This is a genomic window from Corynebacterium xerosis NBRC 16721 = ATCC 373, from assembly GCF_001552415.1.
Taxonomy (GTDB): Bacteria; Actinomycetota; Actinomycetes; order Mycobacteriales; family Mycobacteriaceae; genus Corynebacterium; species Corynebacterium xerosis.
The window spans coordinates 20,069-34,432 of record NZ_BCRD01000008.1 but is presented as its reverse complement, the minus strand read 5'-3'; the positions used below and the strand labels follow the sequence as shown (position 1 = coordinate 34,432).

Here is a 14,364-nt window from a genome sequence, read left to right as displayed (position 1 = left end):
CCGGCTACACCGTCCGCTCGACGATGCCGCGGGTGCCGATCACCGCGGCGACGCCCGCGCCGACGAACAGGGCGATCAGCCACACGATCAGCGTCGTCCACATGCCCCAATCCAGCACGTGGCCGGAGAACCAGCCGACCACCGACGACCCCAGGTAGTAGCTGAACAGGTACATCGAGCTGGCCTCCGCGCGGTCCTTCGTGGCGATGAGCCCCACCGACGACGACGCCAGCGAGTGCGCCACGAAGAAGGCGCCCGTGAACAGGGCGATGCCCAGCAGCAGCGTCGCCAGCCACGGCGTCGCCGTCAGGCCCAGCCCGGCGATGGCCGCGGCCACCGCGCCGAGCATCGTGCGGCGGCGGCCGAACTTCTCCGCCATCGACCCGGCGCGCGCCGAGCTCCACGTGCCCGTCAGGTACAGCAGGAACACCAGGCCCGCGACGGCCGCCGACAGCCCGAACGTGTCGCCCAGGCGGAAGCCGACGTAGTTGTACAGCGACACGAACGCGCCCATCGCCAGGAACGCCAGGCCGTACAGGCCCACCAGGCGCGGGTTGCGCAGGTGGCCGGCGATGGCCCGGGCCTCGCCGCCGAGGGTCAGCTTCTTCGGCGTGAAACGGAGCTGGCGCGGCAGCAGCCACACCGTCGCGATGGCGAAGGTCACCGCCACGATCGCCGAAACCAGCACCGCCAGGCGCCACCCCGCGAACTCGAGGACCACCGACGGGATGATGCGGCCGAGCAGACCGCCGACCGTGGTGCCCGAGACGTAGAGGCCCATCACCTTCGGCACGTGGAACGGGTGGATCTCTTCGGAGATGTACGTCATGGCCACCGCCGGCACGCCCGCGATGACGATGCCCTGCAGCAACCGCAGCGCGATCAGCGCCGTGATGCCCGGGGCCATGGCCAACGTCAGGCCCAGCAGCGTCGCCGCCATTGCCGCGATCAGTACCAGCGGGCGGCGCCCGAAACGCTCCGACAGCACCGACATGGGGATGATCGCGCAGGCCAGGCCGCCGGTCGTCGCCGACACGGTCAGCGCGGCGGTGGCCGGGGTGATGGCCAGGTCGGTGGTCAGCACCGGCAACAGCGCCTGCGTGGCGTAGAGCGCCTGGAACGACGCGATGCCCGCGAACAGCACGGCGATCAGCGCGCGGCGGTACCCGGGAGCGTCGGGGGTCAGGCCCTCGTACGGCGCGTCCGCACCCCGGCCGGAGTCGGCGACGATGCGCTCGGCGTCGGCCATCGACTCGCGCTCGGCCGCGGTCAGCGGCGCGCGATCCGACCGTTGGTTGTGCGGGGCTGTGTCGTCCATGCAGGAAATGCTGGCCTTCCTGGGCGCATATCGCAAATGCATGAAATGCACCATTTGCATGCAGCGGCCGAATCTCCGCAGGCAGGATAGGATGGGGCGCATGTTGTCCACCGACCTGGACTGGTTCGTCGAGCTCGCCCGCACCCGCCATATGGGGGATACGGCCGCAAAACTGGGCATCCCCCAGCCGACGCTGTCGCGGCGCCTGTCGCGTTTGGAGGAGGCCCTGGGCACCCGCCTGTTCGACCGCGGCGGCCGCCACCTCGAGCTCAACGCCCGCGGGCGCGTGTACGCCGACGCCGCCGTCACCGCGACGGAATCGCTGCGCGCCGGGGCCGCCGGCGTCGCCCGCCTCATCGACCCGCGCCGCGGCCCCGCGCGCCTGGACTTCATGCATTCGCTGGGCACGTGGATGGTCCCGGAGATCCTGCGCACCGCCCGCGCCACCCGCCCCGACGCGCCGATCACCCTGCATCAGGGCCCGGCGCTGGAGCTGGTGGACCGTGTGCTTTCCGACGACGCCGACCTCGCCCTCGTCGGCCCGCAGCCGGAGCAATCCCTCGCCGGCGGTCCGCTGACCTGGACTCCCCTGGCCCGTCAGCGCCTGGCCATCGGTCTTCCGGCCGATCATCGCCTCGCCGATTCCACGGCCCCGCTGCGGCTGCGGGCCGTCGCGGGCGACCCGTTCATCGCCATGCGACCGGGTTACGGCACGCGTTTGCTTCTCGACGCCTTGACCGCCGACGCCGGCTTCCGCCCCCGCCTCGTCTTCGAGTCCATGGAGCTGACCACTGTCGCGGGCCTGGTCAGCGCGGGCCTCGGCGTCGCGCTGCTGCCCATCGACGATCCGTTCCTGTCGGTGTCCGGCGTGGTGCTGCGGCCGTTGGCGCCGGCGGTGCACCGCGAGCTCGGCCTGATCCATCGCAGGGGCGCGGATCTGGCGCCGCCGGTGCGGGCGCTTCACGACGACATCGTCGCACTCGCAGAAGCGGGCAACTGGACGTCGCAGTAGCCGCCGCCGGACCCCACCCGAGCGCTTCGGGCCCACCGGCCCCCGGCGCGCTACTCGTACAGGTAGCCCGTCATCGACAACGATCCCATGGCACGGCCCTCGTCGATGACGCGCACGCCGCCCGCTTCCCCCGCTTCCCGCACGTCCCCCGCCGCGCCGGCGATGTACGCCAGCGGCAGGAAGTGGTCGGGCGTCGGCACGGCCAGGCGCCAGTCGCGGTGCCCGCGCAGCTCACCGATGGTCGACGGGTCGCCGAGCATGATCGCGCGGGCGGCCTCGTCGAAGCGGTCGGCCCAGTCGTAGCCGCCGCCGGGGTTGGACCAGTCGACGGCGCGGAGGTTGTGCACCACGTTGCCGGAGCCGAGCACCAGCACGCCCTCGTCGCGCAGCGCGGCCAGCTTCCGCCCCAGTTCCAGGTGGTAGTCGAGGGGCTTTTCGGCGTTGATGGACAGCTGCACCACGGGCACGTCGGCGGCGGGCATGAGGTGGGCGAGCACCGACCACGTCCCGTGGTCCAGGCCCCACGAGTCCCGGTCCTGCCCCACCCAGTCCGGCGCGAGCACGTCGCCGATGCGTTCGGCCAGCTCGGGCGAGCCGGGCGCCTGGTATTCGACGTCGAACAGCTCCTGCGGGAAGCCGTAGAAGTCGTGGATGGTCCGCGGGTCCGGCATGGCGGTGACTGCGGTGGCGTTGCCGTACCAGTGCGCGGACACGGCGACGATGGCCTCCGGCTTGTTGCGCGCCAGCTCCCGGCCCAGTTCCGCCCAGGCGCGGGAGTGCCGGTTGTCCTCGATGGCGTTCATCGGCGACCCGTGGCCCAGGAACAGGGCGGGCTGACGGGAGGAAACGGCCGCATTTGTTGTCATGTCACTTACATTACGACGGCCCGCGCCCGAACACCAGACCCGCGCACCGAAGCGATGCGCGGGTCGAGAATCGGGGACGCCGGGCGGGGAGCCGGTGGGCGTCGTCAAGCAAAAGGGGCGGAACGAATCCGGGCCTGAACCTAAAGCTGGTCGAGGGCCTGCGCGAGATCCGCGATGAGGTCGTCGGCGTCCTCGATGCCCACCGACAGGCGGACCAGATCGGCGGGGATCTCCAGCTGCGTGCCCTCCGTGGACTGGTGGGTCATGCCCGCCGGGACCTCGATGAGCGACTCGACGCCGCCGAGGGACTCCGCCAGCAGGAACTCGCGGGTCGACTCGCACAGCTTCGCCGCCGCCTCCGCGCCACCGGCCAGGCGCGCCGAGACCATGCCGCCAAAGCGCTTCATCTGAGACTTCGCCACCTCATGGTTCGGGTGCGACTCCAGGCCCGGGTACAGGACCTGCGAGATCTCCGGGCGCGACTCCAGGAACGCGGCGACCTTCTCGGCGTTGTCGCAGTGGCGGTCCATGCGCAGGCCCAGCGTCTTCAGGCCGCGGGCGGTGAGGAACGCGTCGAATGCGCTCGGCGTGGCGCCGATGCCGCCGCGCAGGAAGTCCAGCTCCTCGTCCAGCGCCGCATCGTTGGTGACCACCGCGCCGCCGATGACGTCCGAGTGGCCGCCGATGTACTTCGTCGTCGAATGCAGCACCGCATCCGCGCCGAGCTCCAGCGGGCGCTGCAGGTACGGCGAGGCGAACGTGTTGTCCACGATGAGCTTGGCATCCGCGCCCAGCTCGGCGTTGGCCTCCTTCACCGCCGCCGCGATGCCGGCGATGTCTCCGACGGTGAGCAGCGGATTGGTCGGCGTCTCGATCCACACGACCTTCGTGTTCGGGCGGATCGCCGCGCGCACCGACTCGATGCTGCCGAGGTCGGCCACCGAGTACTCCACGCCCCAGTCGCCGAACATCGTGTCGACCAGGCGGTACGTCCCGCCGTAGGCGTCGTTCGGGATCACGATGTGCGCGCCCGGGCGCAGGAACGCCCGCAGCAGGATGTCCGTCGCCGCCATGCCCGACGCGAACGCGCGGCCGAAGCGGGCGCCCTCCAGCTCCGCGATGGCGCCTTCCAGCGCGGCGGACGTCGGGTTGGCCACGCGCGTGTACTCGAACCCGCCGCGCAGGACGTTGATGCCGTCCTGGGCGAAGGTCGAGCTGGCGTAAATGGGCACGTTCACCGGGCCGTACAGCGAATCCGGGTGGTAACCGGCGCGCACCGCGGCGGTGTCGAAACGGCGCTCCGGGTGCGCGACCTCGTGCGTCGAGTCGTAGTCGGCGCCGTCCTTGGGGGCGTGGGACTGGTCGGCGTCGGCCTGGGTCATTGCGATCTTCTCCGTGCTCGTGAGGGTGGGGCGACGCATCGGGGCGCCGCCGGACACCGGGTGGAAACACCCTTGGTCCCGGTTCGCGCACGACCGTGCGCAATCGAATGCACGCCATTATGCCCTTAGACCAAGCTGTCTACAAAAGAACGCCGAAAAACGCGCGGAAAGTGCGCAGCATCGTTAGCGTGGTGACATGACACGGGACGACAACACTTCTGACCCCACCGACCGCCCCCACGACATCGTGGTGTTCGGCGCCACCGGGTTCGTCGGCAAGCTCGTCGCAAAGCATCTCGCCGCGCACGCGCCCGCCGGGACCTCCATCGCCCTGGCCGGCCGCGACCGCGACAAGCTCGCGGCGCTGCGCGACGAACTCGCCGGGGCCCCCGCCACCGACGGCCGCACCGGCACCACCGCCGCCGACTGGCCACTGCTCGTCGCCGACGCATCCTCCGACGACGACATGCGCGAGCTCGCCGAATCCGCCCGCGTGGTGCTCACGCTCGTCGGGCCCTACGCCCGCTACGGCCACGCGCTGGCCCACGCCTGCGCCGCCGCCGGCACCGACTACGTCGACCTGACCGGCGAGGTGCTCTTCGCCCACGATTCCATCGCCGCCAACCACGAGTTGGCGCGGTCCACCGGCGCGCGCATCGTCCACTCGTGCGGCTTCGATTCCATCCCCTCCGACATCGGGGTCAAGGTGCTTCACGACGCCGCCGCCCAAGCCGGCGACGGAAACCTCGGGGAGACGACGCTCGTGGTGACCCACATGCGCGGCGGCGTGTCCGGGGGCACGGTCGATTCGATGCGCCAGCAGCTCAAGGACGTCAAGGCCGACAAGGCCCGCGCCCGCATCGCACGCTCGGCGTACTCCCTGAACCCGGGGATGGCCGGGCCGGGGCCGTCGCGCCAGGATGACGTGCCGATCGTGGCCCGCGACGAGGTCTACGCCGGCGAGGCCGGGAGCTTCGCGCCGTTTTTCATGGCGCCGTACAACACCCGCGTCGTGCGCCGCACCGCCGCGCTGCTGGATGCGGCGGCCGGGCGCGCCGGCGTCGAGGGCGATCCCGGCGTCGACGGTGCCGGCATCGAGGGCGCCAACGTCAGCGGCGCCAACTCGGGCGATTCCGTCGGCTACGGCGAGGGCTTCCGCTACCGCGAGGTCATGAGCGTCGGCCGCGGCCTGAAGTCCACCGTCCGGGCCCGCGCCGTGAAGGCCGGGTTGGGCGCGCTGATCGGCGGCATGATGTTCGACCCCACCGCGAAGCTGCTGGACAAGAAGCTGCCCGCGCCCGGCGAGGGGCCGTCGGAGTCCAGCCGCGCCAACGGCCGCTTCACCATCGACGTGCGTTCGCTGACGCTGTCGGGCGTGCAGTGGACCAGCCGCGTCGAGCTGGAGAAGGACCCGGGTTACGACGGCACCGCGATGATGATCTCCGCCGCCGCCCTGGCGCTGGCATTCGACCGCGACCGCCTGCCCGACCGCGCCGGCGTGCTCACCCCGGCGTCCGGCATCGGCGACGCGCTCGTCGACCGGCTGCGCGAGGGCGGCATGAAGATCACCGCCCGGCGGGTGAACTGACGCCGCCGGTCGTTCCGGCGCCGTTGCCCTTCACCGATTCCCCTCACCGATTCCCTCCACCTATTCCCTCCACGGTCACCGGATCCGCCCCCATTGAAAGGCCCGCCATGGCACTGCCCCGCACGTCCTTGACCCACGGCCCGAAGCTGCCCGCGGTGATGGGCGGCGCAACCAACGGCGGCAGGGCCCGCGCGCTGGTGACCGGCGCGTCGTCCGGCATCGGCAGGGCCCGCGCGCTGGTGACCGGCGCGTCGTCCGGCATCGGCTGGGCCTGCGCGGAGCGGCTTCGCGACGCCGGGTTCGACGTGATCGGCACCTCCCGCAAGGGCGCCGAAGCCCCGCACCCGGAGGGCATCACGATGCTGGCCCTCGACATGGGCGACCCCGACTCGATCGCCGCCGTGGCCGACGAGGTGCTGGGCGGCGGTGCCGATGCGGGCGCCGGGCGAAGCAGCACCGATGTGGCCGCCGGCGCGCCCTCCGTCATCATCGCCAATGCCGGTGAGAGCCAGTCCGGCCCCTTCGAGGAACTGCCCGCCGACGCCCTGAACAGGGTGTTCCAGGTCAACGTACTGGGACAGGTGGATCTGGTGCAGCGGCTGCTGCCGTCGATGCGCGAAGCCGGGGCGGGGCGCGTCGTCCTCGTCGGGTCGATGCTCGGCGGGCTGCCGCTGCCGCACCGGTCGTCGTACGTGGCCACGAAGGCGGCGTTGCGCGGCTTCGGCCTGTCGCTGCGCGGCGAGGTGTCGCGCTTCGGCATCGGCGTCACCGTCGTCGAGCCGGGCAGCATCAACACCGGCATTTCCACGCGGCGCACCAAGTACGGGGCCGCCGAGGGCTCGCCCTACCGCGACGACACCCTCACCATGGTCCGCAATCTCGACGCCAACGAGGCCAAGGGCATCTCCGCCGCCGAAGTCGCCGAGACCGTCATGGCGGAGATCGCCGCCAACCGCCCGTTGCCGCTGGTCGCGCGCGGTTCGAAGGCGGGCTTGGTCGTGCCGCTGACGCGGGTGCTGCCCGTCGAGGCGACGCTTGCCCTCATGCGCCGCGTGCACGGACTGAAGTAGCGCCCCCGGCCCTGCCGTGGTTTAGACCCCGTGGTTCGGGTGGCAACCGGAACCGCCACCGACGTCAACGGCATTCCCGTGCCACAGAGACGCCGCCGATTTTCGCCACCTGCGGAAATGCGCTTGCCGACGCCGCGTCGTCATCTCCTCGGCACGAACGCCTGCACACCGGAAACGGCTACGGCCGCGCCCCGCCCTCGCCACCCTCGCCGGCGGCGCCATCGGCGTCCGACACGGTGACATCGGGGTTCTCCGGCGCGGTCGCCGGATCATCGTCGAGCGAATCGCCGTCGAGCTCGAGCAGCTCGACGCGGGGCCGGTTGGCCTTGCGGTCGCGCTCCTCGGCCCGCTCGCGCAGCCACCGCCGCACCGCGAACGCCACGAAACCGACCGCCACCAGCGCACACACGATGTAAATCACGGTGGAGAACCGGTCGATCCACTCGCCGACGATGTGCCACTGGTTGCCCAGCAGCACGCCCAGGTACACGAGCACGCCATTCCAGATCGCCGACCCCGCCGTCGTGTACAGCGCGAACTTGCCCAGCGGCATCCGCTGCAGCCCGGCCGGGATGGAGATGATCGACCGGATGCCCGGCACCATGCGGCCGAGGAAAATCGACGCCTCGCCATGCTTCCCGAACCACGCTAGCGCCTTGTCCACGTCGGAAACCTTGGCCAGCGGGATCTTGTCGGCGAGGGCCCGCACGCGGTTCGTGCCCAGCGCCGCGCCCGCCCAGTACAGCAGGAACGCACCGAGCACCGACCCGCCGGTCGCCCACAGCACCGCGCTCCACCAGCTGAACTTGCCGGTCGTGGCGGTGAAGCCGGCCAGCGGCAGGAACAGCTCGGACGGCACGGGCGGGATGATCGTCTCGATGAGAATCGCCAGCGCCACGCCCGGCGGCCCCAGGGTGCCCATCAGGGACACTGACCAATCGACGATCGTTTGCACGGGGCTCCTTCGCGGTGGCTCGCGGGCGTCACATGCCCGCGTCGTACAGATTTTCGCGCTTTCGGCGACCCATTCTCAACTCCCCGCCGCCCCCGGAGGTTCCCGCCGACCACCGGGGGTAGCGCGCGCACTACCCGGAAACGGGCGCGCGGGCCACTGTATTTTCGCTGGTGGAGCGGTGCAATTGGGTCAGACGGGGCAACAGGGCCCCGCCGCCGGGACACGGAAGGACCCGCCATGAACACCACGCACATCAACGACACTTCGCTTTACGACGGCGCCGAGGAGCGCGGCGCGCCGGCCGTCGTCAAGCAAACCGAGCGGCGCCACCGCGCGCCCGCGACCCTGGGCGAGGCGCTGCGGCGCCCGGGCTACCTGTTCACCAAGTGGCCGTGGCTGGCGCTGGGCAACATCATCGTCGGCATCGCGCTGGCGTCGGTGCTCGGCTCGGTCATTCTGCCGCTGATCGTGCTCAGCCTCGTGCCGCAGATCCGCAACCTGCTGTGGCCGGCGCTGCTGCGCGTCGAAGTGTGGCGACTGCGGCTCATCGACCGGCCCGGCGCCGACGAGATCGGGCCGCCCATCGACCGCCTGGCCGACGAGGGCGGGACGCCGACGTTCGCCCAGTTCGCGCACCTGGCGCTGGTGATCTTCCTCCTCATCCCGTTCACGGTGGGGGTGGCGTTCCTGCCGGCGATGTTCACCATGCTGTTCTCCCCGTGGCCGTTCTTCGACGGCACGCCCGTGGAGGCGCTCGGCGACAACGCGACCAACGCCGAAGTCGGCCAGGGCATGTACGACACGTTCATCGCGCCGCTGCCGACGTGGCTGCTGGTGACGTGGATCGTCGTCGCCGCGGTGGTCTTCATCATCGCGCTGCTTTACGCCGCCGGCCTGTGGGCCTGGGCGACCGGGCGGCTCGGCCGGACGCTGATGGCGCCCGACGAGGGCCAGCTGCGCGCCGACGTCGACCGCCTCGAGTCCGCCCGGTCCGACGTGCTCGACGCCGCGGCGATGGAACGCACGCGGATCGAGGGCGCGCTTCACGACGGCGTCCAGCACCGGCTCGTCGCCCTGACCATGAAGCTCGGCATGGCCGAGGCCGAGGACCCCGAGGGACCGACCGGCAGGCTCGCCGCCGAGGTGCACGGCGACGTCGACGCCGTGCTCGCCGACCTGCGGCGCGTGATCCGCAACATCCAGCCGCGGGCGCTGTCCGAGCACGGGCTGCGGGCGGCGGTGGCGGACCTCGCCGCCGGAATGCCGATGCCCGTCGACGTCGACGTGCCGTCCGTGCGGATGCCGCGCCACATCGAGGAGGCGGCGTTCTTCTTCGCCGCCGAGGCACTGTCCAACGTGGCCAAGCACTCCGGCGCGAGCCGGGCGACGGTCGTTGCCCGGATCGAGGACGGCGCGGTGCTGTCCCTGACGGTCGCCGACGACGGCCGCGGCGGCGCGGTGGAACTCGCCGACGACGGCGCCACCACCGGCCAAGGCCTGCGCGGGATGCGCCAGCGGGCCGCCGGCGTCGACGGTAGCGTGGCCGTGACCAGCCCCCACGGGCGCGGCACGACGGTGACGCTGACCTGCCCGACGCGGATCATCGCGGCGCCCGCCGTCCCGACCACCCCGACCCCGGAGGAGGATCCGCGCCGATGACCGCCGCCACCCCCGCGCAGGCCCCGCTGCGCATCGTCCTCGCCGAGGATTCGCCCCTGCTGCGCGCGGGGGTGGAGGCCGTTCTGGCCCGCGGCGGCCATGAGGTCGTCGCGGCGGTGGGCGATGGCGCCGCGCTGGTCGACGCCGTCCGCGCCACCGTCCCGGACCTCGTGATCACCGACGTCCGCATGCCGCCGAGCCATTCCGACGAGGGCCTGCGCGCCGCGGCGCAGATCCGCGGGGAGCGCCCTTCGCTGCCGGTCATCGTCCTGTCGCAGTACGTGTCGGTGGCCTACGTCGACGATCTGATGGCCGGCGGCGGCCGCGGTCTCGGTTATCTGCTCAAGGACCGCGTCGCGCACGTCCGCCACTTCCTCGATGCCGTGGCGGATGTCGCGGCGGGCCAGACCATCATCGATCCGGAGGTGGTCCGCGCGCTCGTCGGCGGCGCGGCCGCGTCGGGCCCGATTGCCCTGCTCACGCCCCGCGAGCGCGAGGTCCTGTCGCTGATGGCGGAGGGCCGCACCAATCACGCGATCGCCGAGGCCCTCGTGGTGTCGGAGGCGGCGGTGCGCAAGCACATCGGCGGGATCTTCTCCAAGCTTCCGCTTGACGACGGCGCCGACCGCCGCGTCTCCGCCGTCCTCGCCTATTTGCGCTCGGAAGGCCGGTAGCGGCGACCGGAAGCGGGGAGCCGGGAGCCGGCCGCGCCGTCGCGACTCAGCCGCCGGCCCCGCAATGAAGTGTCGGCCGAGGTAGCCGATCACTTTTCGCGCAATTCGACTCAGCCGGCGGCCCCAAGAGTGCAGGTCGCGGACGCCCGGGGTGAGGCGTTTTGCACGATTTCCCGGATTCCACGGCCACAGCGCGTGAGTGGCCGAGCGAATCCCCGGATGCCGCGACCACGGGCGGGAATATGCACGTGCGGGAGTTAGTGCGCGGATCCTCCAGAGTCGAAATACGCTTTTACATCGCCGCAGGTCAGAAGGGTGCGCGATGGAGGCGAAAATGGGGTCTGGAGGACTCATGCACTAACGCGGCCCGACCCGCGGGGAGAAGGCACGGGTGCCACCCGTAGCCGCCCGGCCCCGTTCGGGGGGTTTCGGCGACAAAAGAGTTAGCGGCCATTCACGGAAGTCGATTCCATCGGTAGGGTTGCCGCATGACTGTGACGCGGAACACACATGGGTCGCCCGGTGAACCCGACGAACCCATCGTGACTCCCACCGCCGAGGAAAACGCCCGGCCGATGATCGGCCGCCGGGACTGGCTCCGCGTCGGGCTGGCCATGTTCGCCATCGGCTACGGCGCCAACCTCTTCGCGCCGATGCTGGAGGTCTACCGGGATCTCAACGGCACCGGCCAATCCTCCGTGACGGCGATGTTCGGCATTTACGCCGCGGGTCTGGTGCCCGCCCTGCTGATCTTCGGCCCCATCTCCGACCGCCGCGGCCGCCGCGCGGTGCTGCGCCCGGCGATGCTGGTCTCCGCGCTGGGCACGGTCATCCTCGCGTCGGCGTCGGTCGGGCCGGAATGGCTGCTGTTCCCCGGCCGGTTCGTCGTCGGCGCGTCGGTGGGCATGGCCATGGCGTGCGGGGCGGCGTGGATCAAGCAGCTCTCCGTCGATCAGCCGGCCGCAGGTCCGAGGCGCGCGACCATCGCCGTGTCCGCGGGTTTCGGCGGCGGGCCCTTCATCGCGGGGCTGGTCGCCGAGTTTCTGCCGGGGCCGAAACTGGTGCCTTACCTGGTGTTTCTCGGCGTGCTGGCGGTGGTCATCCCCATCATGTGGACCACCCCGGAAACGCAGTTCCGCTCGAGCGACTCGGCCGGCGCCGCAGCCGCCCGGCGCGGCCCGCTGATCCCGAAGGTGGCCCTGACCGGCACGTTCCTGTGGGCCGTGGCCGCGTGGGCGCCGTGGGTGTTCGGCACGGTGACGGTGTCGTTCGTGACGCTGCCGGTCTACGTCGCCCAGGACATCGGCATGAAGACCGCCTACATCGGCGCACTGGCCGGCGTCGCCATGATCGCGGGCATGCTCATCCAACCGACCGCCGCCCGCGTCGCCGCGAAGGGCATGCTGCCGCTGTCGGTGCTGGCGCTGGGCATCGCGTGCACGGGCATGATCCTCGGCGCGCTGACGGTGCTGCTGGACAGCCCGATGATGGTCTTCCCCGCCGCGATCGTCCTCGGCGCCAGCTACGGCATCATGATGGTCGCCGGTCTGCGCGAGGTCGAGGCCATCGCCCGCCCCGACGAGCTCGGCGCCCTGATCGGCGTGTTCTACGCGCTGTCCTACATCGGCTTTTTCGTGCCGTTCACCCTGTCGCTGGTGGCGCCGCTGGTCGGCCGCCTCACCGGCCTGGGCGGCGAGTGGGGCATCATCCTGTGCCTGCTCTTCGGCGCGGTGGTGTGCGTCGCGTCGATGCTCCCGGTCGGCCGGGCCGCGGAAAAGGGTCTTGCGCTGGCCCGGCGGAAGGGCCGAGAGTAGTCCCCATGACCGTCTCCTCGGGAAGCCCCGCCATCCTGCCGCCCACCATCGAATCGTGGGTCGCCGCGGACCGCGCGCTCGACGCCGGCCGGATGCGCGACCTGATGGCCCCGGCCATCGTGCTCGCCTCGCCGTTGACCGACGCCTTCGACTTCACCGGCCCCGATGACGTCGCCGCGGTCTTCGCCGCAGCTTTCGAGGTTCTCGACGACGTCGACGTCGCCCGCGTCACCGGCGCCGGCGCCGATTGGGCGATCCACGCCACCAACACGGTCAACGGCCGCCGCCTCGAGGAAATCCAGTGGCTGCATCTCGGCGACGACGGCCTCGTCGATCGCATCACCATGTTCATGCGGCCGCTGGCCTCCACGGCGGAACTCCTCGCCGCCATCGGTCCGGCGCTGGCCCGCCGCGGCCTGATGTCGCCCCGCCCCGCCAAGGCCGCCTCCGCCCTGGCTCGCATGCCGGCGATGCAGCTGCACCTGGCCGAGAAGCAGGTCATGCCCCGGTTGCGGCCGCGCGACTGACGCGCCCCGGCTTCACCGCAGCCGCGACCACGCCTCTCGGTACGCCCGCGCCAGCGACTCGACCGTCTCGTGGGCGTTGAGCCCGCTCGGATTGGGCACCACCCACGTTTCCGCGCCGCCGATGGCTTTTTCCTGCTTTCCGACGCCCACCTTCCCGCCACTCGGCGTCTTCGCCCCGAATGCGGTGCGGAATGCGCCGATGCCGGCGACCATGACGACCTCCGGGCCGCCACGCAGGTCACGCTGCCGCGCCACTTTCTCGGCGAGGACGCGGCCGCCGGCGCGGATCTCGTCGTCGGCGAGTTCGCCGGCCCGCGCCGTCGCGCGGGCCACCACGTTGGTGAATCCCAGGCCCGCCTCGGCGAGCATGCCCAGATCGGCGTCGGACAGCCCGTCGCGCGCGTCGACCAGCCGCGGCGTGATGCCGGCTTCGTGCAGCGCCGGCCAGAAGCGGTTGCCGGGGCGGGCGAAGGGAGCGCCGACCTTCGCCGTCCACAACCCCGGGTTGATGCCTACGACGAGCAGCCGGCAGGTGTCCATGCCGATGTCGTCGATGACGGCGTCACGGTAGGCGTCGAGGTCGGCCGCCGATCCCCCGCTCACCTTCTGCGTTCCTCGGCCCCGAAGAGCACCGCACCGTCGGATTCCCCGCGGCGCGTGGCGATGGCCAGCTCCACCGTGCGGTCGAACCGCGGCCCCATCGGCGGGATCTCGGCCAGCGGCACCCACTCCGCGGCGGTGTTCTCGCCGTCGGCGGGGTGAGGCTCGGCGACTCCCGCGCCATCCTCCGCGCCGCCCGCATTCCCCGAGCCGTCCGTGCCGCCATAGCTGCCCGCGCCGCCCGTGTCTCCCGCCACCGACGCCAAAAACGCGTGGTCCAGGTACTGCGCCCGGTCGCCGTTGGGGTACTGGACCTTGCGGGTGACCTGGATGGACAGCAGCTTGTCCACCTCGACGTGCAGCGCCGTTTCCTCCAGCACTTCGCGCACGCCGGCGTCGTCGGGGGCTTCGCCGGGGTCGACGATTCCGGTCACCGGCGTCCACCGGCCGTCGTCGGCGCGGCGGACCAACAGCACCTCCTCGTCGCCGTCGGCTCCCCGCACGACGACCATGGTCACGCCGAGCAACCACAGTTCCGCGTTGCCCACGTGCTTGCGCAATTCGATGATGAAATCCGGCGTCATGGCGCCCACGGTAGGCGCGCCCATCGGCGGCGGCCCGGAAAATGTCCGCCACCTGGATTGATAGCAAGACCCCGGGGGTGAGACCGGGTCAGTGGCACCCCGCCGTCGGGCCGAGGCGCATTAGCGGGCGGCCGTCCGTTTCTGGCATGGTGACGCTCTCACGCCGGTCGATGCCGCGCGGTGGCCGTCGGAAAGCACTCTCCGCGGCACCCCGCATCGGCCGGTTCCCCATTGCGCCGTCGTTGGCGTGTACCGGACATCGCCGCCACCGTGCGGCGTGCCGGACGGGACCGCGTGGCCGCGTTCGACGAGCCG

At 71.6% G+C, this 14,364-nt stretch carries 13 protein-coding genes; 7 read left to right on the top strand and 6 right to left on the bottom strand.

Annotation, left to right across the window (positions count from 1 at the left end; genetic code table 11):
• Nucleotides 1-4: 4 nt before the first annotated feature.
• Nucleotides 5-1,318, bottom strand: a complete 1,314-nt coding sequence (locus CX1_RS11200) for an MFS transporter (RefSeq protein ID WP_113570068.1) — start codon at nucleotides 1,316-1,318, stop codon at nucleotides 5-7.
• 100 nt (nucleotides 1,319-1,418) lie between these two features.
• Here CX1_RS11200 and CX1_RS11195 point away from each other — a divergent pair, with 100 nt between their 5' ends.
• On the top strand, nucleotides 1,419-2,330 hold the full coding sequence (locus CX1_RS11195) for a LysR family transcriptional regulator (protein ID WP_060925699.1): 912 nt from the start codon (nucleotides 1,419-1,421) through the stop codon (nucleotides 2,328-2,330).
• A gap of 50 nt (nucleotides 2,331-2,380) precedes the next feature.
• Here the strand turns inward: CX1_RS11195 and ygiD are convergent, their stop codons facing one another.
• Nucleotides 2,381-3,196 (bottom strand): 4,5-DOPA-extradiol-dioxygenase, encoded by an 816-nt coding sequence (gene ygiD, locus CX1_RS11190; RefSeq protein WP_046651357.1) that lies wholly within the window; start codon nucleotides 3,194-3,196, stop codon nucleotides 2,381-2,383.
• A gap of 140 nt (nucleotides 3,197-3,336) precedes the next feature.
• A complete protein-coding gene (locus tag CX1_RS11185) occupies nucleotides 3,337-4,578 on the bottom strand; it encodes a cystathionine gamma-synthase (RefSeq protein WP_082719338.1) in 1,242 nt (413 codons plus the stop codon).
• Between the two features lie 196 nt (nucleotides 4,579-4,774).
• On the opposite strand from CX1_RS11185, the gene CX1_RS11180 reads away from it, so the two are divergent.
• Nucleotides 4,775-6,166 carry a saccharopine dehydrogenase family protein gene (locus tag CX1_RS11180; RefSeq protein WP_060925685.1) on the top strand — a complete coding sequence of 464 codons (1,392 nt, stop codon included), beginning with the start codon at nucleotides 4,775-4,777 and terminating at the stop codon, nucleotides 6,164-6,166.
• Between the two features lie 107 nt (nucleotides 6,167-6,273).
• Nucleotides 6,274-7,236, top strand: a complete 963-nt coding sequence (locus tag CX1_RS11175; protein ID WP_082719331.1) for an SDR family NAD(P)-dependent oxidoreductase — start codon at nucleotides 6,274-6,276, stop codon at nucleotides 7,234-7,236.
• Between the two features lie 178 nt (nucleotides 7,237-7,414).
• Here CX1_RS11175 and CX1_RS11170 read toward each other — a convergent pair whose 3' ends face one another.
• Nucleotides 7,415-8,191, bottom strand: a complete 777-nt coding sequence (locus CX1_RS11170; protein WP_244465559.1) for a DedA family protein — start codon at nucleotides 8,189-8,191, stop codon at nucleotides 7,415-7,417.
• A 237-nt stretch (nucleotides 8,192-8,428) separates the two neighbouring features.
• On the opposite strand from CX1_RS11170, the gene CX1_RS11165 reads away from it, so the two are divergent.
• The 4 genes from CX1_RS11165 (at nucleotide 8,429) to CX1_RS11150 (ending at nucleotide 12,865) form a co-directional block, all read left to right on the top strand.
• A complete protein-coding gene (locus CX1_RS11165; RefSeq protein WP_060925684.1) occupies nucleotides 8,429-9,850 on the top strand; it encodes a sensor histidine kinase in 1,422 nt (473 codons plus the stop codon).
• Entirely contained in the window at nucleotides 9,847-10,524 is a 678-nt protein-coding gene (locus CX1_RS11160) for a response regulator transcription factor (protein ID WP_046651355.1), read from the top strand. The genes CX1_RS11165 and CX1_RS11160 overlap by 4 nt, the downstream gene beginning before the upstream one ends.
• A 542-nt stretch (nucleotides 10,525-11,066) precedes the next feature.
• Entirely contained in the window at nucleotides 11,067-12,338 is a 1,272-nt protein-coding gene (locus tag CX1_RS11155; RefSeq protein ID WP_244465558.1) for an MFS transporter, read from the top strand.
• A 5-nt stretch (nucleotides 12,339-12,343) separates the two neighbouring features.
• Nucleotides 12,344-12,865 (top strand): hypothetical protein, encoded by a 522-nt coding sequence (locus tag CX1_RS11150; RefSeq protein ID WP_046651354.1) that lies wholly within the window; start codon nucleotides 12,344-12,346, stop codon nucleotides 12,863-12,865.
• Nucleotides 12,866-12,877: 12 nt separating this feature from the next.
• On the opposite strand, the gene CX1_RS11145 is transcribed toward CX1_RS11150, so the two are convergent.
• Nucleotides 12,878-13,405 (bottom strand): mismatch-specific DNA-glycosylase, encoded by a 528-nt coding sequence (locus tag CX1_RS11145; protein WP_046651368.1) that lies wholly within the window; start codon nucleotides 13,403-13,405, stop codon nucleotides 12,878-12,880.
• Between the two features lie 59 nt (nucleotides 13,406-13,464).
• On the bottom strand, nucleotides 13,465-14,049 hold the full coding sequence (locus CX1_RS11140) for an NUDIX hydrolase (RefSeq protein ID WP_046651367.1): 585 nt from the start codon (nucleotides 14,047-14,049) through the stop codon (nucleotides 13,465-13,467).
• Nucleotides 14,050-14,364: the final 315 nt, after the last annotated feature.

Coding starts and splice junctions, on each gene's coding strand:
- CX1_RS11200 (WP_113570068.1), bottom strand. CDS start 1,318: ATGGACGACACAGCCCCGCACAACCAACGGTCGGATCGCGCGCCGCTG.
- CX1_RS11150 (WP_046651354.1), top strand. CDS start 12,344: ATGACCGTCTCCTCGGGAAGCCCCGCCATCCTGCCGCCCACCATCGAA.
- CX1_RS11180 (WP_060925685.1), top strand. CDS start 4,775: ATGACACGGGACGACAACACTTCTGACCCCACCGACCGCCCCCACGAC.
- CX1_RS11175 (WP_082719331.1), top strand. CDS start 6,274: ATGGCACTGCCCCGCACGTCCTTGACCCACGGCCCGAAGCTGCCCGCG.
- CX1_RS11195 (WP_060925699.1), top strand. CDS start 1,419: ATGTTGTCCACCGACCTGGACTGGTTCGTCGAGCTCGCCCGCACCCGC.
- CX1_RS11160 (WP_046651355.1), top strand. CDS start 9,847: ATGACCGCCGCCACCCCCGCGCAGGCCCCGCTGCGCATCGTCCTCGCC.
- ygiD (WP_046651357.1), bottom strand. CDS start 3,196: ATGACAACAAATGCGGCCGTTTCCTCCCGTCAGCCCGCCCTGTTCCTG.
- CX1_RS11140 (WP_046651367.1), bottom strand. CDS start 14,049: ATGACGCCGGATTTCATCATCGAATTGCGCAAGCACGTGGGCAACGCG.
- CX1_RS11165 (WP_060925684.1), top strand. CDS start 8,429: ATGAACACCACGCACATCAACGACACTTCGCTTTACGACGGCGCCGAG.
- CX1_RS11145 (WP_046651368.1), bottom strand. CDS start 13,405: ATGGACACCTGCCGGCTGCTCGTCGTAGGCATCAACCCGGGGTTGTGG.
- CX1_RS11185 (WP_082719338.1), bottom strand. CDS start 4,578: ATGACCCAGGCCGACGCCGACCAGTCCCACGCCCCCAAGGACGGCGCC.